Below are 26,054 nucleotides of genomic sequence, written 5' to 3' on the forward strand. Positions count from 1 at the left end.
TAGTCATTTGACAATGCTAGATGATTTCTTGCTTCTCCGTGTCCCGCCTCGCCACTTGCTCGCTACTGCGGTTTGTGTAACACTCCACAAGCGTAAATTCCGATGTAGCCCACCGTACATATATGAAGTTTAGTTAAGTTAATACTTCATATTCTGTTGCATATTTCAGATTTAAACTGGCATTAAAGTCTCGGTTAATTTCAATTTGACAGTTATTGCAGTGGTATGTTCTATCTAATAAGCTTAGCTTTACCTTTTTCGCACCACAGCACGAACATAGCTTAGACGATGGATAAAAGCGGCTTACTTGTCGCAATTCAATACCACACTCTTTGCATTTTCCAAGCAACCATTCCTTGAAATAATGGAAATTTTGTTGTGCCACTGCTTTTGATAAATGACGATTTTTCATCATACCTTTGACGTTTAAATCTTCAATTGTGATATACGCTGGCTTGGCTTTCACCAGTTGATTCACGACAAAACGAGTGTATTCTCTACGAATATTCGTCAATCTAACATGCAATTTTTGCAATCTGATTAATTGCTTTTGCCTGTTTTTGTAGCAGATTTCACCTACCTTTCTATTTTTATTTTGTTCATAGCTACGACTAAGCTTTCGCTGTTGTCGTTTCAACTGTTTTTCAAGCTTTTTTATTTTAGGTGTTTTGTTAATATTTGAAAATATTTCATGATGACTGCACACCGCAAATTCTTTCAGTCCTACATCTACACCGATTCCGTCATGTTCTGAAATAAGAATAGTTTGTGGTGTATCCATTTCACATAACACTGAAATACAATATCGATTCCCTTGCTGTGAAATCGTGCAGCTTTTCACAACCCTATCTGTTGGAATGTAGCCGTACTCCTTTAAGCGCACCCATCCGATTGTGGGTACTTTAATGCGATGACGTTCTACTAACAAATCCGTTTGGTTGTTTTTCGGGAAGTATGCTTTCACCTGCTGGTCTTTCTTTTTCTTAAAACGTGGGAACTTCGTAATGCCTTTAAAGAAATTTTTAAAGGCACGATCACCATTCATAATGGCTTGTTTAACGGCTTTGCTCGACACATCTTTAATCCAACAATCTTGTTCTTTCACATACACATTGTTTAGCCATTTTGAAAAATCATAGCCTGACAAATGCTTACCTGTTTGTTTGTAGTGATTTTGTGCTTTAGAAAGATATAGATTATATACATAACGACATGTACCGATGGTTTGATTCATTTTTTGTTGCTGTGCTTTAAAAAGAATGATTTCTGTCTTAAAAGCTTTTTTCATAGCTCATCATCCTTAATCTTCTTATATTTTCTTAAACCATAAATTCGACAAGAAAATACATGAATGATTGAAATTAAATCTTGCACAAGTTCTTCTTGTGGAGATAACTTTTCATTATTCACAACAACAATTCCAACACCAAATTTTTTCAAAAATGCTTCAAACCAATCATAACCAAAGCGCACAAATCGGTCTTTATGTGAAATAATAATCTGACTTAGTTCTTTTTGTTGTGCCAGCTCAATTAACTCATTCCACTTTTTTCGATTGTCATTCAAACCGCTTGCAATGTCTGTTATAACCTCATCAACAATAATCCCTCTTGAATTCGCGAATGTTTTCAAAAATTCAATTTGATTATCTAAATCATCTTTTTGCCCTCGATTTGAAACTCTGGCATAAATCATCGTCTTACCTACTTTATTTTCACTAATACCCATATATTGCTCGTACTGAGCATGTGTGTAATATCTCCTTCCTTTAGGGTTTCGATAAGCGATTAATTTGCCTTCTCTATCCCAACGTTGAAGCGTAATAACAGCTACCCCTAACATAGAGGCAAATTCTTTTGGTTTATACATCTTTTCCATGAATATAATTTATAACGAATGATTACTTATCATAATGTTTTGATAACAGTTTTATTTCTCCTTAATACTTGCGGGCTGCTTGTAAGTTTTGCTCTTTTTCCTTATATGCTAATTGTACTTTCGGATTATTGGATGTTTCCGCAATTCCTACATGCCACCAAGCACCATAGCCATCTGTCATTGTTTTAGGTAAAACTTTAATATCAAATAGTGTACTAATCGCTGAGGATTTTGCGTCTTTCATTGCAGCTTCTAATTCAGAAATCGATGTAATACGGTATGTTTTCAAGCCATAACCTTCGCCAATTTTTGCATAATCAATTGCCATAACAGAACCATTTGTTTTATTTGTTTGCTGGTCGCGGTAACGAAATTCTGTTTGAAAGCTTCCCATACCGTTTGCCATTTGAAGGTTGTTAATACAGCCAAATCCTGCATTATCAAATAGCAATATATTAATTTTTTTATTTTCTTGTAGACTTGTCACTAATTCGGAATGGAGCATTAGGAAACTGCCATCACCAACCATCGTATACACTTCTTGCTTCGGACTCGCTAATTTCACACCGAGAGCAGCTGCAATTTCATACCCCATACACGAATAACCATATTCCATATGGTACGTATTCGTTGTCTGGCTTTCCCAAAGTCTCTGTAAATCCCCGGGTAAGCTTCCCGCAGCACCTGTAATAATCGCGTCATGTTCGATTAATTTATTTATGTGTAATAACACCTTTGTTTGTGTTAATTGCGTTTGAAGTGCTTCCACATAGTCATGTAGCTCATCATCTAAATGACCCGAGATTTCTGGTCCATAATTTTCGTTATAAACACAATTTGCAAGTCGATTACGTTCCATCTGCCATTTGCTTTTTAGTGTCTCTAGCTCCGTAAAATTTGCACAGTATCCATTTAATTCCTCTTCTAAAGCTTTAATGCCTTCTTTGACATCAGCAATAACATACTGTGCATCAAGTTTTTGTGCATGAAATGGTGAAGCATTGATAGTGATGATATCTTTATCTGCAAATAAGCTTTTGGATGCTGTCGTAAAATCGGTAAAGCGTGTACCAAGCCCAATAATGACATCTGCTTGTTTGGCAAGTTCATTGGCACATAGATTTCCAGTAACCCCAATCCCACCTACATTTAATTGTTCAGATGAAGAAATGGTACTTTTTCCGGCTTGTGTTTCTGCGAATGGCATTTCGAATTTTTTCGCAAAAGCTAATACTTCTTTGCCGGCTTCCGAATAACGCACCCCTCCTCCGACAATAAGAAGTGGCTTTTTCTTTTGGCGAATCGTTGTGGCAATCGCTTCAATTGATGAGGGATTTGGTGTACGACGTTCAATCATATGTACACGCTTGTTAAAGAAAGAAAGTGGGAAATCCCAAGCTTCCCCTTGCACATCTTGAGGTAAAGCAATGACTACTGCGCCCGTATCTTCAACGTTCGTCAGCACTCGCATTGCGTTAATCATTGCGGAAATAAGCTGTTCAGGTCGTGCGATACGATCCCAATATTTAGATACTGCTTGGAATGCATCATTTGTAGAAATTGATAAATTATGTGTTTGCTCAATTTGTTGCAGTACGGGATCGGGTTGTCTTGTCATAAAGACATCCCCTGGTAACAATAACAATGGAATTTGGTTAGCCGTAGCAGTGGCTGCAGCTGTCACCATATTAGCTGATCCAGGACCAACGGATGAAGTACAAGCTAATATCTGTTTGCGGTTACGCTGTTTGGCAAATGCCATTGCAACATGTGCCATCCCCTGCTCATTTCGGCCTTGATAAACTTTTAAATGACCTGGATTTTCCTCTAAAGCTTGCCCAAGTCCTAAAACATTGCCGTGACCAAAGATCGTGAAAATACCTTCGACGAAGCGTTGCTCTTGTCCATTAAAATGTACAAATTGCGCATTTAAAAATTTAACAAGTGCTTGTGCTGTCGTTAAACGAATTGTTTCCATCTGTCGCCCCTCCTGTAATGGATGCAATAGGAAGACTTCGAAAGGTAGCCCCTTTCAAAGCTACATATACATAACGCTCATATATTATCAGTCAAAAATGCTATAAATTGTTCTAGCATCCTTTATTTATTATGTTTCATATGTCCCGTTTTTTACTTTCTGCTCTAGCTCATCTAATGTAGGCATTGCATCCGAGCAGCTATGCTTAGCTATCACAATGGATGCAGAGGCACTGCCATATTTCATTGCTACGTCTACGGTTTCACCTTGCATCAGCTTGTAGATGAATGCCGATGCATAGGAGTCACCTGCACCAAAAGATTTTAAGACACTTGTGCGAAATACCCCACTTTTCGTCCGACTACCATCCTTTGCGTAAGCAATTGAGCCATCACCGCCGTGTTTAATGACAACAAGCTGTGCTTTATAGGTGAACCATTTTGAAGCTGTCTGCTCATCATCCAACTGTACATGTAGAACCTTTTCCATCATATTAAACTCTTCACGTGTCCCGATGATGATGTCACATTTCTCTGCAGCTAGATTATAATACACCGCTGTTTCCGCTTCGTCCCGCCATGTATATGGACGATAATCCAAGTCGAAAATGATGCGAATACCATGCTTTACGGCATAGTCTAGAGCTAAAAATACCGCTTCACGAGAGGGGCTGGAAGCAAGTGCAGTACCCGAAATAAGTAATGCTTTTGAGTTCGCAATAAGCCCCTCTTGAACCTCTACAGGATGGAGAAGTAAATCCGCTACATTGTTGCGATACATTAATATGCTACAATCACTAGGACTTTTAATTTCTGTAAATGTAAGGCCTGTTACTGCGTTTGTTTTATCGATAACGATATTCGATGTATCAATATTTTTTTGGGCTAAATAATTTCGAATAAAATTCCCCATTTGATCATTGGCTATTTTGCCAATAAAACTGATGTTCAACCCTAAATTAGCTAAGCCAATCGCAATATTTGCAGGGGATCCTCCAACATACTTTGTAAATGTCATCGTCTCTTCCATTGGCCGATTAATTTCATTTGCATTTAAATCAATACATAAACGACCAATTGCGACCAAATCAAATTGTTTTCCTTGTGGAAATGTTATCGTAGTCACGATTTTCGCCTCCTTCTTCAACTAAGAAATACTTACTGGTCGACCTATTTGCATAGATTTCTTTGCGGCCTCCGCAATACGCTCTGCTTGAAGACCGTCGTTGCCTGTGCACACTATATCTGTATTATTAATAATAGCTGCGGCGAATTCTTTCATTTCATCAATATACGCTTGCCTGTATCTTTCTAAGAAAAAGTGGTAGGGCTTATCTGTTATAACGCCCTCTGTGCTGAAATGTGTAATATTGGAGGGGCGATTATTTTCAACTACTAAAGCACCTAGTTCACCGAAAACTTCCAAACGTTGATCATAGCCATAGACCGCTTGGCGACTATTTTCAATTGTTCCGATACTACCGTTTGCAAATGTTAGTAACACGATTGCCGTATCGACATCGCCAACTTCTCCAATTTTTTCATCAATCAATACTGCCCCTTTTGCATGTACTTCAACAACATCAGATTGCATTACATAACGTGCCATATCGAAATCATGAATCATCATGTCCATGAATAAGCCTCCGGATGTTTTCACGTATTCAATCGGCGGGGGGTGTGGATCACGTGATGTAATACGTAGTGTATGTGCTGTACCAATAACCCCATTTGCAATTTGATTGCGGATTGTACGAAAGTTCGTATCAAAACGTCTATTAAAGCCTACTTGTAACTTGACACCTTGTTCCTTTACGACTGTTAGTGCTTCTTGTGTTGATGTTGTCGAAAATGTTATAGGCTTCTCGCAAAAAATATGTTTTTTTGCACGCGCAGCCGCTTTAATAAGCTCCATATGCGTTGTTGTTGGGCTACAAATAAGAATTGCATCAATTTCTGGGTCTTGGATAATAGCCATTGGATTGTTTGTTATATTTACAATATCTCTTTGTTGTGCCCAATCGTAAATATTGTCTATATATACGTCAGCAACTGATTTAATTTTTACGGATGGTAGTAATGCTAAATTGTCAATATGAAGCTGTCCAATACGACCAGCTCCAATCACCCCGACAGTAATCATGCTTTCAACTCCCTCTTTTAGGAAATCGCTTACCTAAATGAATAAATCACATGTACGTTTTAAATAGCCCTTGTATTACAAATTGATAGAACTTACCGTTTGTCGTTCAATAAGCTTTGGCGTTAATACAATCTGTTCATACGGTATACTTTTTTCACCATTAATAATTTTTAACAATTGATGAATAGCCAATTTCCCCATTTCCTCAATCGGCTGTTCAATCGTCGTTAACGGTGGTTGGCAAAGCTGTGCATAAATTGTATTATCAAAGCCAACTACCGACAGCTCCTCAGGTACTTTAATTCCTTTTTGTGTAGCGCTATTAATCGCTACAATGGCTAAAAAGTCTGTTGTTGCAAACAAAGCGGTTGGTCTTGGTGTGTTGTTAAGTAGCCTGTCAACCGCTTTTTTCGCTTCCGTTAACTCTGAATCGCTGGAAATAATATAAGATGCTTGGATAGCATGCTGTTGCATTTCAAAATAATCACAAAATCCTTGCAAACGTTTTTTCTCACTATCCCTTGATAAGTCACCAATTAGTCCTACTTGATGATGACCTTTATCGAATAAGTAGCGAGCCGCAATATACCCACCCTCGAAATTATTTGTAGTCACACCAGTTGCTTCATTTGGATTGGCCTGAACGGAAAATTTCAGAATTGGCGTGTCTCGTTTATTAATTTTACGAAGTGTCTCTTCATCCAGTTGCTCAGTGGCAATAATAATTCCGTCAACATGCTTTCGAAGCAGTAACGTAATATACTCCTTTTCACGTTCCGGCTGATTATAGGTACTGCAAATAATAATCGCATAATCGAGTTCGCGCGCAATGTTTTCTAGCACACGCGTAATTTCCCCGAAAAACGGATTGGCAATATTCGGTACAAGTACACCGAGTGTTTTTGTCTTTTTTCCTGAAAGGGCAGTAGCAATCGTACTAGGCTCGTAATCTAATTTTTTCATTACTTGTTTTACATGATTGCGTGTTTTTTCACTAATTTGACCTGTGTCATTGACTACTTTAGAAACAGTAGCAATAGATACAGCTGCTTCTTTTGCTACATCGTAAATCGTTGCTCTCATCATTCAAAACTCCTTTATTTAATGTGTTTTCAAAAGTGAAAAGTACACGAAATCACCTTACAATTTGTTATTTTCCAATCGTTTGTAAGAACTCTAATTGCTTTTGTGCATTATCCTTTTGAATAATATCAATACCGCTATCAATACGACTTTCAACATCTTCACCTTTCGCTGCTTTGACAGCGTATTCTACCCCTTGGTATCCCATATTGTACGGGCTCTGTGCTACGGTCCCTGTTAGACCGCCATCAAGAATTGATTGCACCGCTTCTTCTGTGCCATCAGTACCAAAGATTTTGATGTCTAAGTTTTTCGCTTGAACAGCACGTAATACCCCAAGTGCCATATCATCATTTGCTGCAAATACACCTTTTATCTCACTATCTTTTTCAAGGATATTTTCCATAACTGATAGCGCCTTTGTTTTATCGCTATCTGCAGGCTGTTCAGAAACAATCAACATCCCCGCTTGCTCTAATGCATCCTTTGCTCCCTTAATGCGTTCGTCAGTCGCTGGATTGCCCAATGCCCCAGAGATAAGCACAACTTTATCTCCAGATTGGAGTAAGCTCGCTAATTTTTTACCGCCTTCTTGACCAGCTGTATAGTTTTCAGTACCGATGAAAGTTACTTTACCTTTAAAATCTGCATCTGAGTCGATAAGAAGTACCGGAACATCTTTTGCTGCTTTTTCGAGTGTCGGAATAACGGTATCTGGTTGACTAGGGGATACAACAATTGCATCTGGTGATTGACTTAGCTGATCTTCTAACATATTCACTTGCTGGATCACTTCCGATTCAGCAGAAGGACCAACGATTGTGACATTTACGCCTAAATCTTCACCTGCTTTTTTCGCACCCGCCTCTACATATTTCCAATATGGGCTCGATAACGTTTTTAAAACAACCGAGATGTTGGGATCAGCATCTGAGCTTGAGGATGACGAAGATGTTGAATTATCAGTACATGCCGCTAATAAAAGTGAAGTCATTAAACCGATTGATAAAAATAATTTAGCTGTTTTATTCATGGTTTTTTTATCCCCTTTTGTTTAATTTGATTTTGATTTACGCTGACGTAAGACATCTACATAAACAGCAGCAATAATCACAAGACCAATAACCGTCATTTGGAAGTCTGCCGATACATTGAGTAAGTTCAAACCATTGCGTAAAACTGCTATAATAAGTGCTCCAATTAATGTACCCCATACGGTTCCAACTCCGCCAAAGAAACTGGCTCCTCCGATAATAACTGCGGCAATTGCATCTAATTCATAGGTTAAACCCGCTAATGGAAATGCAGAGTTGACACGACCAACCAACACAAGACCTGCTAAGCCAGCCATAAAACCACTTATGGTATAAACAATGATAAGCACGCGATCGACATTAATTCCTGATAAACGTGCCGCCTCTTTATTTCCACCAATTGCATAGATGTAGCGTCCTGTTTGTGAACGCGTCAAGAAAATATGAAATAGCGTATAGACGACAATCACTAATAAGAAACTGATTGGAATAGGGCCAGCAAATTCACTACCTAAAAACTGAATCATATAAGGAAAACCAGCAATTGGCGCTGCACCCGTAATAATAAGGGCAATTCCTCGTGCAATATTCATTGTTCCTAATGTTGAAATAAACGGGTGTGGTAAACGTAATTTTGTTAACAGTAACCCGTTTAACAAACCAAAACCCGCTCCTATTGCTAAACAAGCAATAATCCCCACTACTGGACCCATCTGCAAGTTGATGGATACAACCCCCATAATCATAATCGAGAGCGCTAAAATCGAACCAACAGATAAGTCTATACCTGCTGTTAAGATTGGCAATAGCATGCCGATTGCCAGCAAGGCATTAATAGAAGATTGCCTAGCAATATTGGTCAGGTTGTTGACGGTTAAAAAGCGATCAGACATAATTGTTAGTACAATCATTAAAATAATTAGTGCTAACAGTGAACCGAACTTACTTATTAACTTTTTCCAAAATTGTTCTTTTCCTTGTGATTTCACGGATTCAACTGATTCGGTTAATTCACTCATAATTTTCTCCTCCCCTTTTAGTGCTATGCTCCAAGAGTTGCAGCCTTCATAACAGCTTCCTGCGTCGCCTCTACAATTGGTAAATTTGCCGTAATATTGCCTTGATTCATCACCAATACACGGTCACACATGCCTAAAATTTCCGGTAAATCAGATGAAATCAAGACGACAAGCGCCCCTTCCTCAACTAAGCGATTGATTAAGCGATAAACTTCAACTTTTGCCCCAATATCAATTCCCCGCGTTGGCTCATCAAAAATAAAAACTTTCGCTTTTGTACAAAGCCATTTGGCAATCACAACCTTTTGTTGGTTACCCCCACTAAAATTGCGTGCGTGAAGCTCAATATTGCTAGGGCGAATTTTAAGTTCTTGCACATATGTCTCTGCTTGGTTTCGCATTGCGGCTGGGCTTAATAAATTTCCTCTACCTTTAAAGCTCTTCATATTCGCTAAGCACACATTGAAATCAAGGGGTAAATCGAGCAGTAGTCCTTCAGATTTTCTATCCTCCGTAATAAAAGCAATTCCTGCATCAATTGCTTGGCGAGGGCTTTGAATATTTTGCTCAACGCCATCAATGTAAATTTTTCCTGCATGCCGTTTGTCAGCGCCGAAAATTGCCCGTGCAAACTCTGTACGTCCCGCACCTACTAAACCGGAAATCCCTACAATTTCTCCATAATGGATGTCCATATTGAGTGCTGGGGAGTCAGCCGTTACTTTAAAGTTTTCTATGCGAAAGCCAACTTCTCCGCGCGTGAAATCTTTTTTCGGAAATTTTTCATCAAGTGAGCGCCCTACCATTAGCTCAATCCAGTAGTCTGTATCCGTTGTCGCAACATCTACCGTTTCAATGCTGAGACCATCACGTAATATCGTAATTCTGTTACCTAAACGTCGAATTTCCTCTAGACGGTGCGAGATGAAAATAATCGCAATCCCTTCTTCGCGTAATTGATCGACAATTTTATATAATTGCTCTACTTCCCCTCCACTTAAACTGGATGTAGGCTCATCCATTATTAACACTTTGGCATCTAAAATTAATGCTTTGGCGATTTCTACAAGTTGTTGTTGGCCCATGCCAAGCTTGTTCAATGGGGTAGTTGCTAGTTTTGGATTTTGCCCAAGTCGTATCAGTAACTCCTCTGCACGCTCAATCATTGCCTTACGATCGAGTAAACTGTACTTTCCTCCTTTTTTAAGTTCACGACCTAAAAAAATATTTTCATAGACTGTTAACTCTGGTATAACATTCAGTTCTTGATAAATCGTCGCAATACCAAGTTCCATTGATTCAATCGGACTGTTAATTTGAACGTGCTTCCCTTGCCAAATGATTTCACCTTGATCCATTGAGTAAGCACCAGTTAATATTTTTATTAATGTCGATTTTCCCGCCCCATTTTCTCCAAGCAATACATGTACCTCACCCGGACGGACATGAAAATCAACACCTTTAAGCACGTGGTTATTTTGGAAGCTCTTGTAAATATTTTTCATTTCAAATAACGCTTCGTACATAAATAGGCCTCCCTTCTTACAGTTTTACGGTGTGGGTTTTACCTTGTGCTTTAAATGAGGCAGTTGCTGCATAAGCAATTTTCAGTGCTTGTAAACTATCATCCACAGTTACAGGTGAAGGTTTACCATCCATTACAGCGCAAGCGAAAGCGCTTAACTCATTAACATAAGCAACCTCAAAACGCTGTGGAAATGCAGGAATAATTTCATGTAAATTGCCTTGTTTCGTTAAAATATTGACATTGTTTTTTCGACTACTACCAATAAGTAGAGTTCCTTCTGAACCGATGATTTCTGTACGAATATCATAGCCATAGTAGGCACAACGACTGCCTTCAATATCACCCGTAGCTCCATTGACAAATTGGAGATAGGTTAAACCTTGATCGACATCTCCATATTGTGCTAGCTCCGGATATTTAATATTGCTGCCAAATGAAGAAACCGCTTTCACTTCATCGTCCATTAAAAAGCGAGCAAGGTCATAATCATGGATACACATATCGATGAATAAACCTCCACTGCGAGAGATAAAACTCCCTTCAGGTGCTACTGGGTCTCGGCTAATACCTTTAAAGTAAAGCGGCTTCCCAATTCCACCTGCAGCAATAATTTTTTTCGCTTCCACGTAGTCCGAATCAAAACGCCTCATAAAACCTACTTGGCAAAAAGTGTTGGTTTGCTTTATTTGTTGTTGAATAGCTAACGATTCTTCCATATCGATGGTGAGTGGTTTTTCTACAAAAATTGCTTTATTAGCAGAGACTGCTTTGGAAATGATGTCATAATGTGTACTAGTTGAAGTCACAATGACTACAGCTTCAATCGATTCATTTGCCATAATGTCATCCACATTATTCGTAAAATGCGGAATATTCAATTCATTTGCAACAGACTGGGCGACTTCAAGTGAATGATCACAAACTGACATTAATTCAATTTCACGAATATTCCGTAAATTAATAGCGTGCCAACGCCCTAAACGACCTAAGCCAATAACAGCTACTTTAAGCATATTGTAAATCCTCCAGTTGGATTATAAGTTAAGCGCTTACTTAAATTGAATTCTACAAAATACAAAAATATAAATCAACACATTTTTTCTCTAAAAAACTTAAAATAGCTAGTTAAACAACACTTTTCTTTATTCTAATTTATTGAATAGTTTTCTTTTTATAGAGTCTTAAAAACCTATGTAAATTGATATATAAAGTTTTGTTTAATTTTTCAGAAAATAAAATCACTATTGCAATAAATATTTTTATTTAGCAAAAAAAAATTCCAACTATACAATTTTCAATCCTTGAAACAGCGAATTAAGTGTTGGATTAAAATGATAACCCTCCACTATAACACCAGCGAGATTCTTTTTGATAAACTGGGTGAAAAATATGAGATGGAGGGATTTTTATGATAGATCCAAACGAAATAACATATCTTGAAAAAACTTTAAATAAATTAACAATTGCAAATAAAAAGCTTTCAACAGATATACATCATCAAGATTATCGTTTTAAAGATTTACAAAAATATATGGTTGAATATAAAAGTGAACTGGATAAATTTGAAGTGTATAATTACCAGCAAACGTTAAGGATGATTGATAAGCGAGGTTTCGCTCATGTGACGGAACGTGAGCAGATAACAAAGCTAATTACATCTCCATATTTCGGACGATTCGATTTTTTATATCTTGGAGAAGACCTTTGTGAGGCAGAAACGATTTATATTGGACGTTTTGGTTTTGCTGATGAAGAAGGAACGCAATTAATTTATGACTGGCGTGCACCTGTTTGCAATATGTACTACGAGTTTGAAATAGGTAAAGCACATTATGCGGCGATGGATAAACAATTTGACGGTGAGCTTATTAAAAAACGTCAAATAAAAATAGAGAATTCTAAACTGCAATATGTGCTTGATAGCTCATTAACGATACAAGATGAAGTTCTTCAGCAAACATTGAATCAGTATGCAAGTGAAAAGATGAAAACAATCGTCACATCAATTCAACGGGAACAAAATAAAATTGTGCGAAATGAATCCGCACATAATGTCATCATTCAAGGCGTTGCTGGCTCAGGAAAAACAGCTGTTGCCTTACATCGCATCGCCTATTATTTATATAAATTCCGTGATACGTTACAAGCTGAACGTATTTTTATTTTGTCCCCTAATAAAGTATTCGGCGACTATATTTCTACTGTCCTCCCTGAGCTTGGTGAAGAGCCGATTCGTTCCTTTACTTTGGACGAGTTTACTTCAAATTTATTGCCAGCTACTGTAACATTTACACCATTTGAAGAAGAAACGAAAATCATTATATCGAATCCAAACGGTGCGTTGGCTACTCGTGCAAAAATCAAAGGAAATTATCAATTTGTACAAAAACTACAAGCCTTTTTGGATCAATTAGACTTGAAGCTTCTTAAAAACGAAAGTATAACGATTGCTGGTGTAGAACTAAAAGCAGATTATTTACAAGGGCGTTTCCTTCAATATAGAAAAGAGCCGGTTGTTATACGATTAGAACTTTTAGCAGATGATATTATTCTAGCACTCAAGTCTAAGCGAACTAGAGAAGGTAAATTACCAACAAAAACTGAAATTATAAAGCTTTTAAAAAAGCGTCTCTTGTTTACTTCACCATTCGCAATTTACCGTGCCTTTATTGATACGCTTGGCGAAAATATAGTTAAGTTTTCAACAAAGCGCTTTGAATTTAATGATGTCTACCCTTATCTATATGTCCAAATTTATTTTAAAGGAATTAAAAAATATGAGCTTGTCCAGCACTTTGTATTAGATGAAATGCAAGATTATACTCCTATTCAGTATGCAGTATTGTCTAGTGTGTTTACTTGTAAACGAACAATTATTGGTGATTTTAGCCAAGCGCTTTTGCCGTATGAAACGATATCAAAAGAGGCATTTGCAGCAATGTTTAATAATCTAGAATACGTAGAATTAACAACAACATATCGTTCATCGTATGAAATTGCCATGTATGGGAAAAAGTTTATGCTCAATGGTGAAATTCATCCGATTGAAAGGCATGGGAAGGAACCAATTGAATTAATGTATGACACATTAGAACAAATGGTAAAACAAATCCATGAAAATGCGAGGAATGACTATCAATCTACCGCTATTATCTGTAAAACAGAGAGGGACTTACAAGTGTTGAAAGAGCATTTAAACTTATCATTTACAGTACTGGACGGTCAATCAGAAAAGTTTGAAACAGGGCTACTTTTAACTACAATACAGTATGCAAAAGGTCTTGAGTTTGATATGGTCATCATCCCCTTTGTAAACAAAGCTAATTATCATACTGAATTTGATAATGGATTACTTTATATCGCTTCCACACGGGCAATGCATGAATTAATGCTTTTAGTAGACATTAACGCCCCTTCCCCATTACTGTAATGTTTTTAGTATAGCGATGATGGATTCTAAATCTTTCATCGCTATTTTTAATTGAGTAATTAAATCATCCGTTACATGAAAAAATTCATCTTTAAAGGTGGTTGATTGTAATATTTGCAGTAGATTAATATCATTTTTCGATTGTTCCATTTCTCGAAATAAATTGGCAATGCTTGTAATCGAGAAGTGTGCGCTGCGTAACGTACGAATAATAAGTAGTTTTTGTATATCACGCTCAGAATAGATTCTTCGATTTTGTGTGTTTCTCTTTACAGTAAATAAATTGTTCCGTTCCCAATTCCGTAATGTTTCTTCTGTTAACTGAAGCATTGACGCGACAGTTTTGTGGGAAAATGTTTCAGTGGAAGTTGGTTGATTTTGCAATAAGTGTTCAACCGTTTTAACTGCTTTTAAAGCGTAATCATATTCTGTTTGCAAAAAACTTAAATAGGATTTTGCAGCATATAAACATTCCATGAACTGTTCGCTACCGCTTAGTAGTACTATTTTTGTGGCTTTTTTTCGCAGATTATTTTGAATAAATTCTTGTCTAAAAGCAAGCCGAGCAATTTTCATTTGTATTAGATGAAGATAAGAATATTCTCTGTAACCATTCTCTTTTCTCGGCACAGGCGAAATAAACTTCCATTCTTCGTAAATTCGAACCGTATTCGGATGAACCTGAACTAGTTGGGCAATTTCACTAGTTCTCATAAAAGACCGCCTCACTAACTAAAGATAGGATGTAATGCTATTTAATAAGTATATCAAATGGTAAATGCCAGTGATAACAATAGCTAGGGCAATGGGGTACCGCAATCCAAAGAATAAAAGAAAATGATTGATTATCGGCATAAAAAAAGCACCCAATGAAGCAAGATATGCTCCCAGGTGTAGGCACATTAAACAAATAAAATTTTGAGAGCATATCATTTGTGATAGTGAGGTGCTGTCAAATTAGCGCCTCTTTACTTCCAACAGGTTATTTACTTTTTATTACATAGCCGTTGTATTTTTAATAGAGGACATCTGTATTATTTGTAATGACAATATTTTCTTTATTAATAGTTACTTCCTTCGAATCTTGTTTGAAAACATGGATAATCCCATCTACTACGTTTTGAATAATTTGGTCATCAAATGTTGACTCCGTGCGCAGCACAACTGAACATGTTATTTCTTGATTCTCCGTATCACCTATATTGGATTCAGAGGTTGCCGAAACTAGAACATCTTCACCTTTTAAACCTGTTTGTTCTGCTATGAGTGATTTTATATCTGCCTCTTTTGCCCTACGCCACTGCGTTGTTTCTTCATCGACTTCTTCCATCACTCTTACCTTCATTTCACCATTTGGCAAAAACTCAGTCAATTCACTTGTAACCTCGGGTTTTGGTTTTTGTTGCCCAATAAGATAGTACGATACAGCAATCATCACAACCAGAAGCATCGAAAATAGTATTGTTTTCTTAGAAATCCTTTTCAACATAATCACACCTTTTTAATTCACTCGATATGAATAGTTAACTACTAAAGTTCCGCCCACAAGGCTTCCTAATGAAACATCATTGAAATTTATAGTTTTATCTGCTAGAAGAACACGTTTATATGTGATGTATCCTCCAGTACTTACAATAATATTATTGTTATTTTTTATGTAGGTATTTGTATTCCCTACGCTAAAGCCAGAAGGGGGTGTACCAAAAATAGAAACATTATTTACCGTTATTCTATATACATCTTTTCCAGGAAGCTATTGGGCTACCCGTAGTATAGTTCACAGTATATATAGTTATATCTCCAGAGCCTACTATGTTCGTAAGTCTTAAACTATAATTATAATTTGTATTTGCTTTAATAGAATCTCTACTACTACCAATTGCTCTTGTTCTTAAAACCTCTTGATTAGAAATTTCAGCATTAACAATAATCCCTTCTCCAACTGGAATATCATAAACTAACGAAGGTTCATTATTAAAATCATGATTTGCATGTTCATTTAAGTAGTCAAATACAATTCCTAATCTTCTATCAATTTCTTCTTGATCAATATCATTTTCATTCCCATAATTAACTTCCGCTGTAATTGATTCTGCTAAAGCTTTATTTTCTCCTACACCTATTGAAACTAATAATAAAAGTAATACAAACATGAATTTTTCATAAATTCTTCCCTCATATATTTTTTACTTTTAAGGATGTTTACGTTATTTCTTTACTTTTTAAGATTTTAGTAAAGAAATAGTATCATTAGACGTTTTTGTATTTTTCTAAAAGTACTCCGCTACACATCATTTGCTGTAAAATTTATAGAAAACAAACAACATCAAAAAATTCATTTACATAAGTTTAACTACTATTAAAACTTGTATGAATCATCATAGCTTCAATCTCCTTTCAAGTATTTTTTAATAATTTATCAGAATTTTTCGTTTGATTCAATTAAAAATAGAAGGACATTATTAAAAATTTCATTTCACTTTGTTAAACTTATTGTAAAGAAAAAACTAGTTTGCAGGATGGTTAAAGATGACAAAGAAGCTACTTCGTTTATACGTTATTGTTTCAGGTTTTGTCATTGATTTGGCTAGTGAAACATTAAGAGATTTAGAAGATGAGCGGTTAACCACACTGTTAGCCACTAAACAATTAATTTATTAAATAGACTAAACTTATAAGAGGATAGTATGTTCAATATATGAGCATAAATCCTCTTTTTCAATACATATTAGATTTATTAACTAGGTTTTGAAATATTAGTCTAATATGTATACAATATAACAGAGCGTATGTTCGTTTCTATTTTTATAAACTCTTCAACACCGTTATACTCATATTGTTTAGACCAGTTAAGTATAGTCGTATGATCTGTCCCGATCGATTTAGCAATTTCATGTGAACTTTCTTTGCCCTCTAAGTATCGTAATGCTGCTTGTAATTTTTCCTCTGCAGTATATTTAGCCATTAAAAAACTGCACCTCCAATTGTTAGATGTGTCTAACAATTGGGTGCAGTTCATATGGTGCTTAATTTCATATTACCTTATAAAAATATGGACCACACATTGACTCGTGCGTATGAACATATGTCCAAGTAAAGTTTTTATCAAATATATATATATCTAGTTGCGAATCAAAGTCTTTTGACACTACTTCCTTTGCACTTGTGTAAAGGAATACAATGGGGAAACCTTGATACATCACATAAAGTTCATCTTTGGAAGAAGTATCGAATGCCTCTCTTGCATCTTCTTTTTTCAAGCAATCTTGCTTCTCATAACTGAAAATATGCCATTTAAATTGTTCGTAATGTATTTCTTTCTTTAATTGCTCATTAATATTTTTTGCAAATGTCTTGTCCCATAAATCAATAATTTCATCTGCTTTCAACAAAATTTCTATCCTAAAAATACAATTTCACCATTTTCTTTTTTTGCTCGATATTGTAATTTTACCCACGCATTGTTTTGGATTTTTATAGCCCTTTTCACCTTTGTGAAATAGCGTAGAGAATAGATTTTCTACTTCAGTTTATGTTGTATCTTTAGAAAGTTTATGTACACGTATTAATTCGATACCTTTATAAGCATCTTCTATTCCATGAACTTCAACTTCTCCAATGCAGTTTATTTTAAGTACAAACATCCACATCTTTAAGATGTTATCATGCAATATTGACTAATAGATACCAATACTATTTTCACTATTAAAATTCTGATATTTTAGATAAAAACACATCTATTGTAACTGTTAATCAAAATTCAGAATTGTTAGAATGTTATTAATTACCAAGAATATACTTAAAACCTAATTTCTTTCAGGAGGGATACAAATGAAGCAAAAGTTACATTTAATTCCGTTTGAAGTGAATGAAGTGGTCGAAGTGGTCGAAGTGGTGCCAGAAGGTATTAAAATTATTGCAGCACCAAAAGTTTGGGAGAATTCTAAAGGAAAGGGGATTACTGTTGCGATATTGGACACAGGCTGCGACGTCACCCATCCTGATTTGAGTGGGCGTATTATCGGTGGGTGGAATTTCACTCATGATGATGATGGACAACCTGATCGATACATCGATTATAATGGCCATGGAACCCATGTGGCTGGCACAATTGCTGCAATCAATAACTACACAGGAGTAGTTGGTGTTGCACCTGAGGCAAGTTTATTGATTTTAAAAGTGCTTGATAAAAATGGATCAGGGCAATACGACTGGATCATAAATGGTATTAACTATGCAGTTGAACAAAGGGTGGATATCATCTCCATGAGCCTCGGAGGTTCTGTCGATGTACCTGAGTTACACCAAGCTATTCAAAACGCAATCACTAATCAAATACTAGTCGTTTGTGCTGCTGGTAATGAGGGAGATGGACAGAGTTCTTCAAATGAATTGGCCTATCCTGCCTGCTACAATGAAGTCATCAGCGTCGGTTCCATTAACCTGCAACGCAGATCTTCTTATTTTTCAAATTCGAATAATGAAGTCGACTTAGTAGCCCCTGGTGAAGAAATCCTTTCAACGTATTTAAACGGAACTTATGCAAAACTAAGCGGAACTTCGATGGCAACACCGCATATATCTGGTGCACTTGCACTCATAAAAGAGAATGCCAACAGAAACTTTGAGCGAAATCTGACAGAGGCTGAGCTGTATGCACAATTAATAAAAAGAACGATTCCTTTAGGAAACTCGCCAAAACTCGAAGGCAACGGCATGCTGTACTTAACAACAGAGGAATACTTATCGAATGTATTCAACCAAAAATTATCTGGACAGGCGTTGAAAATATAATGGAAAAACTAGATTTGCTATACTGTGAATGGGAAACGGCCAAGTCAGACTTTTTAAACTATCAGGAAAATCGACCCTATTATGACGAAAAGAAAGATAAGGAAGTCAGAAATCAATACTATCATAGCATTTCATTCACGAATACTACTCTTTTAGACAGCCTTCACACATTGCTTAAAAAAACACATACAGATCAATTAAACTACAGCCCGCACCGTTATGTGTACCCCTGGGTTGATTTACAGGAAAACGGTTCATTAAAAAGTCTTTATTCTGGAAAAAGGATGGATCCCCTTTCTGTCATAGAGGAGGACGTTCGGCTCCACGAAATGCAGGCAAAAGGGTTAATAAGCATCTTATCGGATAATCTATTTAACTGTGAACATGTAGTGCCTCAATCATGGTTCGATAAAAAAGAACCGATGAGAGGAGACTTGCATCATTTATTCGCCTGCAATCCTACCTGCAATAGCAGTCGCAGCAACTACCCTTATTACGATTTCCATGATTATATCCCTGAAGGATTAATTTTAGGAATCAAAGATGGCTGCGGCAAAGCTGAAGAAAGTAAATTCGAACCAGAATACGGCAAAGGAATCGTTGCTAGAGCAACACTCTATTTCCTAATTCGCTATCCAAACATAATAAAAAAAGAACTAGAGAATATCTCCTTATTGTTAAAATGGCATCAATCTTTTCCAGTATCTATCTATGAAAAGCATCGCAACCTAGCTATCCATGAACTTCAAGGCAATCGGAATCCATTTATTGATTTTCCAGAGATTGCAGACTGTATCGTAACAAATTAAAAAACACTAATTCCCATATAATCGTACAAAAGAATTAGTGTTCGCTTTTTTAACATTAAACGTTAATAAAGGTATAATTTCTACATGTAGTAGGTCGAGATATTAAGGGTGATTGGTCATCTTTTATTCCAAAAATTCGTTTCAAACGAAAACAAAGGAGATGGTTCCAATGACAGTTTATGAGTCTATAACGCTCATGTTTAGTTTCGCTACACTTATTGTAACGATTCTTGCGTTGTCATTTACTTTTTCAAAAAAAAAGTAAATCGCCCTCTATACCTTACAGAGTAGGGTGAATTACTAGAATGCCAATCGCCTTTAATGTAATCATCTAAATCCGAACAATCTCATTACCTTTAATAGAAACTATCGCTGGTCTATTTTGGTATTTTTTACACATTTTAAATCTTCAAGGATATGTTGCAAACCTTATTATTCTTCCCCACTAAACTCTAAAATATTTAAACCCTCGGATACTTCTGGTTCTTCAAAAAAATTAGTAACATGAATAAACGTCTCTTCTGTGTCAAAAGTTGCTCTTTCGGGTTGTTCGATACACCTTTGTGCAATTTGACGTAAGCATTGCTCATTATTTAAATTAAGGAAAATTAGTTGATGGTTTGCATTTACCTCTGATGCAATATCCAAAAACCATTTTCGCTGTTGTTGAGTATTACCTGGAAAATCCATGACTACATCTGTACCAACACTTAATATGTTTTGGACATGCTTTTTCATCATCGGCTTGAGTTGCGCTGAGAATTTAAGATAGTCTTCAAATGTTGTAATCTGATTAGGGTAAAGAGATGCAAGCCATTCATCCTCAGATAACAATACTGCTTGCTTCTCTAAAGCCACTTGTTTTGATTTAGTCGTTTTTCCAGCTCCCATTTTTCCGCAGAAAAAGTATAGAGTCCCTAGTTTTTTCATATTTTTATCCCTCCATCTTATTTTATCGGTTATTTCCTTATCTTGTAAAATTATAATTTACAACCTGGCTTATTAATAATAGTAATTGTTATGTAATGAAATTGCATACAAAGGGATTATTAGAAAACTCACCTATTATCCCAATATCACTATAAAGGAAAAAGTTGTTATAGTTTTCTTCCTGTTCTAGTACATTTATCGTTTCTTTAATCCATAAAGAAGCATATCCTTTTTTCTTTAATATAAAGGGGTAGCGATTGAACCAATCCCTTTTACTGCTTTTCAGAAAGATTTAGTTCATATACGATGGAGAAGCTAATTATGATTATTTAAATTTTATTAAATTTCCCCAAAATATACACTGACAAAATGACAGTTTTCATACACTATAAAATAGCCTCCAAAAAAGAAATAGCGCAATTCTTGCTACAGAATCGCGCCCGATTGTTGAGTACCTTATTGAAGAAAAGCACCCGTTAGTTTAAGTATATTTATTCACATTTAAATGTTTTACTAAGAACATTCCGTCCACTTATTACAGGAACGTTGCTTGGTTAGTAAGTAAACGTCTACATTATTGTTGAAACACTCCCACTAGTTGAATATTTCAATAGCCTTAGTGATTTTTTTTCCTTTCCAATCCTCTTTGTTAAGAGTGTAATGATAGTGAATTTGGTCTTCAATTTCAATTTCTCCATTAAAACGAAATCCACATTTTTGAATAACTTTATTTGAGCCTAAATTGTGAGGTAGAACAACTGTATTAAGTAGCTCTACATCTGTATTCTCAAACAAATATTTTATCAATCCTTTTACTGCTGTTGTTGTGTATCCACGACAACTGTATTGCTTTGAAATTGCATAAACAACTTCTCGGTTTGGTTCACTTAGCTCTTCTTTAATACCTGTATTGCAGAAACCAATAAATTCTCCAGTTTCCTTCAATATAATTCCCAACTTCAAATAATTAGCACCACTAATATTAGGTACAGCTAACAAAAACTTTTTATTGTCTGGAATTTCATAATTCGTGACCCAGTTTAATCGTTGTTCTTTTGTTGAACGCCAATCTGGTAGAAAATTATAAACTTCAGGTTGTGAAGTAAGCTCATAAATAGCATCAGCATCTTCAATTCTAAATTCTCTAAGCAATATGTCACCACAATCTATTGTAAATAAATTGTTCATATCTATCCCCCCTCTTCCTTTGCTAATATTCATTTTGCAAAAAAACAATTCCTTAAGTAACAATGTCCGCCCATACTTCCACTTCAGTTCATTAATCTAGATAAACTACGTCTGGGTATCAAAAATCAATTAGCTGGCTCCCTTACCTTTTATAAGAGTTGTTTAGATTATATCTGACTTACATCACTTGAAAAAACCTCAAACTTATTTCATAAAAGAAAATAAGCCAATGCGGCATAAAACTACATTGGCTTATTTTAAAAATTTGTTCTTTTTCTTTTTTCTTTTAATACAATTCTTTGAATACTTTTTGATGACAAATAATATTTTTCACACAAAGAAGCTATATTCAACCCCGATAGATAATCATTATATATATTAGAATTTCTTAGATCCAATTCTCCTCTGGTTGCAGTACTGGACCCCCAACTCTTTTTACTATCTTTTCTTCGTGGAATATAAATATATTCACCATCAACATATTTCTGTATTAACTCCACCAACTCAGTTGGAAGTATATGCTTTGCTTTTTTATAGCTCATTTTTGCACTCCTAATTTTAGTATTTCTTTTAGGAAGAGCAAAGGCTATTTTCAATTATTTTATTATGCAATAGCCTTTGCTATGCAAAAATAGTATTCCTTCTCATACACTCATTCCTCCTTGCAATTTTAGATTTTAATACAATTCCGCTTTACATTTAATACATATTATACCATATCTATTTTTGATTTATAGGAATCCAATACCTTAATCTGCTTCAAAAATTAGTTGTTTCAAAATAAATATTAACACTTTATTGTTAAACTAACCTGCTTCGTTAGTTTAATAAAAGTTACAGCAAATTTTTATTTAATATAGTCAAATATTTTAATGTCTACCTCATCTATATATCCAATCTGCTCCTATAAATCCCCCAATTTTATTTCAGATGTCTCACTTTTTTTTGAAATGATTGGAGTTCCTCAAGGTGGTAAAATAAATAGGATTATATTTCACTTCATCATTCGATAAGTTTTTCACTTTTAATAAACCTTTAAATTCTAAATCTGAAACTATTTGACCAGTTTCCTCGTAAAGTTCTCTGATTGCACAATCCTTTGACGTTTCATTCTTTTCTAATTGTCCTGCTGGCAATTCCCGTTGCTTTCTCCAAGTGTTATAACCTAAAAGATATTTGTCGTCGCACTTGAATACTGCATATGAGCCAGCTAATCTTAGATAATCATGTATTTTATCTTCTCTTACAATAAGAAAAGCAAAACCATTGTTCTTAGTGATTTTTTATTAATTACCTCCTAGTTATTGAAACATTACTTATTCAACTAAACTGCACCGTTAGTTGAATAAGAAAAAAGAGCTGCCTATGCAACTCAATAATCTTCAAGAAAAGCGCCCGATTGCTGAAGATCGTGATTTAGTACTGCATATCTACTTAAATTGCCATGCTACTTGAACGATTAATAAAATTAGGATGGTAGTTACTAACCCTTTAGCAATTTTTAAAGGTATTTTTGATACGATTTTTAATGCAACTTGTGTACCAATGATAGATCCCGTACCCAAAGCAATTGCATAATCCCATTGTAAATAACCCGTTCTTTAAGAATATTTAAAACGGTAGCTGAATTTGAAAATGTAACAAAGGCCGCAGAGTATCTATGTTTGAGTCAGCCAGCTGTAACGATACAAATTCGCCATTTAGAAAAAGAGCTTGATGTGACATTGATCCAATCGAAAGGTAGAGGAATTCAATTAACGAAAGTAGGACGCATTCTTGCAAAAGAGGCGGAAAACCTTTTTTCATTAGAAACCTCGATAGAAACAAAAATCGCGAATATAAAAAAACAAGCAGCTGAAACAATTGTCATCGCGTCGACCTATTTACCAGCTACGGCTATACTTCCACCATTCATTTCGAAGTATAAAGATGAAAATGAGTATATTCAATTCGTACTTCAATCAGGAAACACGAAAGACATGATTCATAATTTGCTAAATTATAAGGCAGATATAGGAATTATTGTTACTGAAAATATAGATGAGTCTAACATAGTAAGTAAACATTGGAAAGATATTGAGTTTTATTTCGTTACTCATCCAAAGCATAAATTAGCAAATAAAGAGGTCACTTTAGATGAACTTGTTCAATACTCATTTGTTATGCGAGAAGAAGGGAGTTCAACAAGAAAACTTTTTCAATCCATTTGTCATACTCAAGGTGTGCCATTTCCTAAAATAGGATTAGTTTTTAATGGATTAACGGAATCGGTTCAAGCAGTTCTTTCAGGTTATGGTATTACTTTATCTCCATCTATTGCTGTTGAAAGGTATTTAGATACTAATCAACTGCAGAGGATTTATGTGAAAAACATAGAAATTATACGCCCTGTACATGTATGCACACGATTAAACATGCAGCCAAATACTAGTTCTGAATTGTTTTTAGATTTTCTTTTAAATAATAAATAATAAGTTATCAAACCGCTGTTTGGTAACTTTTCATAAAAGAATGTTATTCAACAATATGGCTCATTTGTTGAATAAAATGACTAACATCCCTCTTGATCAAGATAATACGGTTGTCTCGTATCTGAAATTAAAACATTATTGATGCTCGCAATATCCAATGCTGGTACAGCCTCATCAAAAGTAATTAGTGGTCTAGTGGAATACCATATTAGCCAAATCACAACTACAATCAACAAAAACCATAATTTTTTATTGCGAATAGTCATCATCCTCCGTTCCCATAACCTCATTTTCTTTTATTATATCAAGACACTAGTATTACATTAAAGTGAAATCGCAATCCACACCAACTCCTGGTCACCCATCATATAAAATCCATGTAAATATTGCGTTCGGTGTGCTATGGTAAATTATCGAGACAATTATATTGAGGGTGGAAAATTATGTTGGAAGTAAGTGAAAGTAAAATAGCACAGTATGTCGTGCATTATGTAAGTGATACATTAGTTTTCGGTGAGGAAGCATTATCGCAACCAGAGGTTATGCTAGAAGCAGCCTTTACACAATTAGCATTTAACAAACTAGACTTTGAACAGCAGTATGAATTTTTTCATGAAACGAATATTGGATTGAATGAAGTGTATACGTACGTAAAAGCTATTTTTGACGAGGAAGCTAGTTTCCTCGAACAGTCGAAGCATATCGCCACGCACTTACATAGTGCATCTGGGCATCCTAATATTAAAAGCGGTGAGTTGTTTATTGGCTTATTTGACAATTGTTTTATGTCGACAGAGGTCAAAAAAGTTATCGCCATTGTTAAAATAGAAGAAAAAGAAATGTTTTTAGATGTAAAAAATGAACAAAATAAAGTGATTGTCAATGGAATCGACGGCATTAATGTCAAGAAAGTCAATAATATGGCTGTTTTCGTCGATATGGGGCCAGACGAAGCGCCAGTTGTCTTTATGAAAACGAAAAAGAAAGAAGATGTCGTGTACTGGCAAGAACGTTTTTTGAAAATTAAAGTAGCTGATGAACATTATCATAAAACAAACCTAGCATTAACAGAATGTAAAAAATATATTTTAAAAGAAGATAGTTTTTCGAATACCGAAAAATTAGGTCTTTTAAACAAAACGCTCGATTATTTCCGCAGTGAAGAAGAATTTCAAGTAAACGACTATATCGAAAACGTATTTGAAGAAGCCGATCCAACACAAAAAGATATTCTCGTTAATTCCGTCAAGCCCTATGAAACCGTTATTTCCGAAAGTGCCATTGCCAAAGCTGAAAAAAGCTATAAACGCAAAATCAAACTGGATTCTGCAATTGAAATCCAAGTGAACGTTCGTGATATCGAGCAAATGGATGAGCTAATTGAAGTTGGCTATGATGAGGAAACGAATCGAAAATTTTATAAAATCTACTTTAATGAAGAAGTTTAATGAAGGTGTTCTATTGATTGCAATCAATAGAACACTTTTTCATTACTGTTGATGTACGCGTCAGGGGGTCCTTCCGAAGTTTTAGTGGCGATTCATAGGCTTCAACCAAAAATGCGTGATCAAAAACACTCAGAACCCAAAGCTATTGATTATATAGTTTCACTTAGCGGTAGTGGCGGTGCATTTAAATTATATCTTTCGACGGCTCTTTGTTCATTGATGGAAAGCTAGAAGAAACATATCAAGTTGTTGATAACCAAGTACTGGATGCATTATTACATGTGGTATCTAAATAGCACACAATGACAGCACCTCTGTTTGT

27 protein-coding genes are annotated in these 26,054 nt (G+C 35.5%); 7 read left to right on the forward strand and 20 right to left on the reverse strand.

Translation table 11 applies throughout. The features are described from left to right. Positions 1 to 133: 133 nt before the first annotated feature. From C9J37_RS05460 to C9J37_RS05505, 10 genes are all read right to left on the reverse strand, one after another. Entirely contained in the window at positions 134 to 1,288 is a 1,155-nt protein-coding gene (locus C9J37_RS05460; protein WP_107894580.1) for an RNA-guided endonuclease InsQ/TnpB family protein, read from the reverse strand. Next, a complete protein-coding gene (locus C9J37_RS05465; RefSeq protein ID WP_201262137.1) occupies positions 1,285 to 1,869 on the reverse strand; it encodes an IS607 family transposase in 585 nt (194 codons plus the stop codon). Before C9J37_RS05465 ends, C9J37_RS05460 begins: the two co-directional genes overlap by 4 nt. A gap of 70 nt (positions 1,870 to 1,939) precedes the next feature. Further along, the gene (iolD, locus tag C9J37_RS05470; protein ID WP_107894582.1) at positions 1,940 to 3,856 is read right to left on the reverse strand and encodes a 3D-(3,5/4)-trihydroxycyclohexane-1,2-dione acylhydrolase (decyclizing); all 1,917 of its coding nucleotides are present in this window, start codon (positions 3,854 to 3,856) and stop codon (positions 1,940 to 1,942) included. Between the two features lie 129 nt (positions 3,857 to 3,985). After that, the gene (gene iolC / locus C9J37_RS05475) at positions 3,986 to 4,981 is read right to left on the reverse strand and encodes a 5-dehydro-2-deoxygluconokinase (protein ID WP_107894583.1); all 996 of its coding nucleotides are present in this window, start codon (positions 4,979 to 4,981) and stop codon (positions 3,986 to 3,988) included. 21 nt (positions 4,982 to 5,002) lie between these two features. Next, positions 5,003 to 5,998: an inositol 2-dehydrogenase gene (gene iolG, locus C9J37_RS05480; protein ID WP_107894584.1), complete on the reverse strand. Its 996-nt coding sequence runs from the start codon at positions 5,996 to 5,998 to the stop codon at positions 5,003 to 5,005. A gap of 75 nt (positions 5,999 to 6,073) precedes the next feature. Continuing rightward, on the reverse strand, positions 6,074 to 7,084 hold the full coding sequence (locus tag C9J37_RS05485; RefSeq protein WP_107894585.1) for a LacI family DNA-binding transcriptional regulator: 1,011 nt from the start codon (positions 7,082 to 7,084) through the stop codon (positions 6,074 to 6,076). A gap of 64 nt (positions 7,085 to 7,148) precedes the next feature. Beyond that, positions 7,149 to 8,114: a sugar ABC transporter substrate-binding protein gene (locus C9J37_RS05490; protein WP_107894586.1), complete on the reverse strand. Its 966-nt coding sequence runs from the start codon at positions 8,112 to 8,114 to the stop codon at positions 7,149 to 7,151. 21 nt (positions 8,115 to 8,135) lie between these two features. Further along, positions 8,136 to 9,134 (reverse strand): ABC transporter permease, encoded by a 999-nt coding sequence (locus C9J37_RS05495; RefSeq protein WP_107894587.1) that lies wholly within the window; start codon positions 9,132 to 9,134, stop codon positions 8,136 to 8,138. 23 nt (positions 9,135 to 9,157) lie between these two features. After that, positions 9,158 to 10,660, reverse strand: a complete 1,503-nt coding sequence (locus C9J37_RS05500) for a sugar ABC transporter ATP-binding protein (protein ID WP_107894588.1) — start codon at positions 10,658 to 10,660, stop codon at positions 9,158 to 9,160. Between the two features lie 16 nt (positions 10,661 to 10,676). After that, on the reverse strand, positions 10,677 to 11,675 hold the full coding sequence (locus tag C9J37_RS05505; protein ID WP_107894589.1) for a Gfo/Idh/MocA family protein: 999 nt from the start codon (positions 11,673 to 11,675) through the stop codon (positions 10,677 to 10,679). Between the two features lie 395 nt (positions 11,676 to 12,070). Here C9J37_RS05505 and C9J37_RS05510 point away from each other — a divergent pair, with 395 nt between their 5' ends. Next, the gene (locus tag C9J37_RS05510; RefSeq protein ID WP_107894590.1) at positions 12,071 to 14,092 is read left to right on the forward strand and encodes a HelD family protein; all 2,022 of its coding nucleotides are present in this window, start codon (positions 12,071 to 12,073) and stop codon (positions 14,090 to 14,092) included. On the opposite strand, the gene C9J37_RS05515 is transcribed toward C9J37_RS05510, so the two are convergent. The 3 genes from C9J37_RS05515 to C9J37_RS05525 all read right to left on the reverse strand — a co-directional run bounded on the left by C9J37_RS05515 (position 14,084) and on the right by C9J37_RS05525 (position 16,245). Continuing rightward, on the reverse strand, positions 14,084 to 14,806 hold the full coding sequence (locus tag C9J37_RS05515) for a MerR family transcriptional regulator (RefSeq protein ID WP_107894591.1): 723 nt from the start codon (positions 14,804 to 14,806) through the stop codon (positions 14,084 to 14,086). The genes C9J37_RS05510 and C9J37_RS05515 overlap by 9 nt on opposite strands. Before the next feature lie 301 nt (positions 14,807 to 15,107). Further along, a complete protein-coding gene (locus C9J37_RS05520; protein ID WP_153063483.1) occupies positions 15,108 to 15,581 on the reverse strand; it encodes a hypothetical protein in 474 nt (157 codons plus the stop codon). 241 nt (positions 15,582 to 15,822) lie between these two features. Further along, positions 15,823 to 16,245: a hypothetical protein gene (locus tag C9J37_RS05525; protein WP_107894593.1), complete on the reverse strand. Its 423-nt coding sequence runs from the start codon at positions 16,243 to 16,245 to the stop codon at positions 15,823 to 15,825. 376 nt (positions 16,246 to 16,621) lie between these two features. Between C9J37_RS05525 and C9J37_RS29380 the strand changes: the two genes are divergently transcribed. Then, positions 16,622 to 16,753: a hypothetical protein gene (locus C9J37_RS29380; protein ID WP_268807980.1), complete on the forward strand. Its 132-nt coding sequence runs from the start codon at positions 16,622 to 16,624 to the stop codon at positions 16,751 to 16,753. A 100-nt stretch (positions 16,754 to 16,853) separates the two neighbouring features. Here the strand turns inward: C9J37_RS29380 and C9J37_RS05530 are convergent, their stop codons facing one another. Together C9J37_RS05530 and C9J37_RS05535 are read right to left on the reverse strand one after the other, a co-directional pair. Further along, positions 16,854 to 17,057, reverse strand: a complete 204-nt coding sequence (locus C9J37_RS05530; protein WP_167397262.1) for a transposase — start codon at positions 17,055 to 17,057, stop codon at positions 16,854 to 16,856. Between the two features lie 67 nt (positions 17,058 to 17,124). Continuing rightward, complete coding sequence (locus tag C9J37_RS05535; protein ID WP_235617036.1) at positions 17,125 to 17,484, reverse strand: DUF4275 family protein; 360 nt, start codon at positions 17,482 to 17,484, stop codon at positions 17,125 to 17,127. A 439-nt stretch (positions 17,485 to 17,923) separates the two neighbouring features. Between C9J37_RS05535 and C9J37_RS05545 the strand changes: the two genes are divergently transcribed. From C9J37_RS05545 to C9J37_RS29625, 3 genes are all read left to right on the forward strand, one after another. Beyond that, positions 17,924 to 18,886 (forward strand): S8 family peptidase, encoded by a 963-nt coding sequence (locus C9J37_RS05545; protein ID WP_107894596.1) that lies wholly within the window; start codon positions 17,924 to 17,926, stop codon positions 18,884 to 18,886. Then, on the forward strand, positions 18,886 to 19,695 hold the full coding sequence (locus tag C9J37_RS05550; protein WP_107894597.1) for an endonuclease I family protein: 810 nt from the start codon (positions 18,886 to 18,888) through the stop codon (positions 19,693 to 19,695). Before C9J37_RS05545 ends, C9J37_RS05550 begins: the two co-directional genes overlap by 1 nt. A gap of 169 nt (positions 19,696 to 19,864) precedes the next feature. Then, entirely contained in the window at positions 19,865 to 19,960 is a 96-nt protein-coding gene (locus tag C9J37_RS29625; protein ID WP_219818977.1) for a putative holin-like toxin, read from the forward strand. A gap of 167 nt (positions 19,961 to 20,127) precedes the next feature. On the opposite strand, the gene C9J37_RS05555 is transcribed toward C9J37_RS29625, so the two are convergent. The 4 genes from C9J37_RS05555 to C9J37_RS28875 all read right to left on the reverse strand — a co-directional run bounded on the left by C9J37_RS05555 (position 20,128) and on the right by C9J37_RS28875 (position 22,949). Further along, on the reverse strand, positions 20,128 to 20,625 hold the full coding sequence (locus C9J37_RS05555; protein WP_024363257.1) for a P-loop nucleotide/nucleoside kinase family protein: 498 nt from the start codon (positions 20,623 to 20,625) through the stop codon (positions 20,128 to 20,130). Positions 20,626 to 21,219: 594 nt separating this feature from the next. After that, positions 21,220 to 21,813, reverse strand: a complete 594-nt coding sequence (locus C9J37_RS05560; protein WP_107894598.1) for a GNAT family N-acetyltransferase — start codon at positions 21,811 to 21,813, stop codon at positions 21,220 to 21,222. Positions 21,814 to 22,070: 257 nt separating this feature from the next. After that, the gene (locus tag C9J37_RS05565; RefSeq protein ID WP_107894599.1) at positions 22,071 to 22,355 is read right to left on the reverse strand and encodes a CD3324 family protein; all 285 of its coding nucleotides are present in this window, start codon (positions 22,353 to 22,355) and stop codon (positions 22,071 to 22,073) included. Between the two features lie 393 nt (positions 22,356 to 22,748). After that, complete coding sequence (locus tag C9J37_RS28875; RefSeq protein WP_235617037.1) at positions 22,749 to 22,949, reverse strand: NUDIX hydrolase; 201 nt, start codon at positions 22,947 to 22,949, stop codon at positions 22,749 to 22,751. Between the two features lie 471 nt (positions 22,950 to 23,420). Between C9J37_RS28875 and C9J37_RS05575 the strand changes: the two genes are divergently transcribed. After that, entirely contained in the window at positions 23,421 to 24,284 is an 864-nt protein-coding gene (locus C9J37_RS05575) for a LysR family transcriptional regulator (protein ID WP_235617040.1), read from the forward strand. Between the two features lie 80 nt (positions 24,285 to 24,364). On the opposite strand, the gene C9J37_RS05580 is transcribed toward C9J37_RS05575, so the two are convergent. Then, complete coding sequence (locus C9J37_RS05580) at positions 24,365 to 24,553, reverse strand: hypothetical protein (protein ID WP_137067729.1); 189 nt, start codon at positions 24,551 to 24,553, stop codon at positions 24,365 to 24,367. A 174-nt stretch (positions 24,554 to 24,727) separates the two neighbouring features. On the opposite strand from C9J37_RS05580, the gene C9J37_RS05585 reads away from it, so the two are divergent. Continuing rightward, complete coding sequence (locus C9J37_RS05585) at positions 24,728 to 25,732, forward strand: nucleoid-associated protein (RefSeq protein ID WP_107894601.1); 1,005 nt, start codon at positions 24,728 to 24,730, stop codon at positions 25,730 to 25,732. Positions 25,733 to 26,054 lie beyond the last annotated feature (322 nt).

The sequence above is a fragment of the Lysinibacillus mangiferihumi genome (genome assembly GCF_003049665.1).
GTDB lineage: Bacteria > Bacillota > Bacilli > Bacillales_A > Planococcaceae > Lysinibacillus > Lysinibacillus mangiferihumi.

Bases quoted from the DNA above. Each gene is read 5' to 3' on its own strand.
- C9J37_RS05460 (WP_107894580.1), bottom strand. From the start codon at position 1,288: ATGAAAAAAGCTTTTAAGACAGAAATCATTCTTTTTAAAGCACAGCAA.
- C9J37_RS05465 (WP_201262137.1), bottom strand. From the start codon at position 1,869: ATGTATAAACCAAAAGAATTTGCCTCTATGTTAGGGGTAGCTGTTATT.
- iolD (WP_107894582.1), bottom strand. From the start codon at position 3,856: ATGGAAACAATTCGTTTAACGACAGCACAAGCACTTGTTAAATTTTTA.
- iolG (WP_107894584.1), bottom strand. From the start codon at position 5,998: ATGATTACTGTCGGGGTGATTGGAGCTGGTCGTATTGGACAGCTTCAT.
- C9J37_RS05485 (WP_107894585.1), bottom strand. From the start codon at position 7,084: ATGATGAGAGCAACGATTTACGATGTAGCAAAAGAAGCAGCTGTATCT.
- C9J37_RS05490 (WP_107894586.1), bottom strand. From the start codon at position 8,114: ATGAATAAAACAGCTAAATTATTTTTATCAATCGGTTTAATGACTTCA.
- C9J37_RS05495 (WP_107894587.1), bottom strand. From the start codon at position 9,134: ATGAGTGAATTAACCGAATCAGTTGAATCCGTGAAATCACAAGGAAAA.
- C9J37_RS05500 (WP_107894588.1), bottom strand. From the start codon at position 10,660: ATGTACGAAGCGTTATTTGAAATGAAAAATATTTACAAGAGCTTCCAA.
- C9J37_RS05505 (WP_107894589.1), bottom strand. From the start codon at position 11,675: ATGCTTAAAGTAGCTGTTATTGGCTTAGGTCGTTTAGGGCGTTGGCAC.
- C9J37_RS05510 (WP_107894590.1), top strand. From the start codon at position 12,071: ATGATAGATCCAAACGAAATAACATATCTTGAAAAAACTTTAAATAAA.
- C9J37_RS05515 (WP_107894591.1), bottom strand. From the start codon at position 14,806: ATGAGAACTAGTGAAATTGCCCAACTAGTTCAGGTTCATCCGAATACG.
- C9J37_RS05520 (WP_153063483.1), bottom strand. From the start codon at position 15,581: ATGTTGAAAAGGATTTCTAAGAAAACAATACTATTTTCGATGCTTCTG.
- C9J37_RS05525 (WP_107894593.1), bottom strand. From the start codon at position 16,245: ATGTTTGTATTACTTTTATTATTAGTTTCAATAGGTGTAGGAGAAAAT.
- C9J37_RS29380 (WP_268807980.1), top strand. From the start codon at position 16,622: ATGACAAAGAAGCTACTTCGTTTATACGTTATTGTTTCAGGTTTTGTC.
- C9J37_RS05530 (WP_167397262.1), bottom strand. From the start codon at position 17,057: ATGGCTAAATATACTGCAGAGGAAAAATTACAAGCAGCATTACGATAC.
- C9J37_RS05545 (WP_107894596.1), top strand. From the start codon at position 17,924: ATGAAGCAAAAGTTACATTTAATTCCGTTTGAAGTGAATGAAGTGGTC.
- C9J37_RS05550 (WP_107894597.1), top strand. From the start codon at position 18,886: ATGGAAAAACTAGATTTGCTATACTGTGAATGGGAAACGGCCAAGTCA.
- C9J37_RS29625 (WP_219818977.1), top strand. From the start codon at position 19,865: ATGACAGTTTATGAGTCTATAACGCTCATGTTTAGTTTCGCTACACTT.
- C9J37_RS05555 (WP_024363257.1), bottom strand. From the start codon at position 20,625: ATGAAAAAACTAGGGACTCTATACTTTTTCTGCGGAAAAATGGGAGCT.
- C9J37_RS05560 (WP_107894598.1), bottom strand. From the start codon at position 21,813: ATGAACAATTTATTTACAATAGATTGTGGTGACATATTGCTTAGAGAA.
- C9J37_RS05565 (WP_107894599.1), bottom strand. From the start codon at position 22,355: ATGAGCTATAAAAAAGCAAAGCATATACTTCCAACTGAGTTGGTGGAG.
- C9J37_RS05580 (WP_137067729.1), bottom strand. From the start codon at position 24,553: ATGATGACTATTCGCAATAAAAAATTATGGTTTTTGTTGATTGTAGTT.
- C9J37_RS05585 (WP_107894601.1), top strand. From the start codon at position 24,728: ATGTTGGAAGTAAGTGAAAGTAAAATAGCACAGTATGTCGTGCATTAT.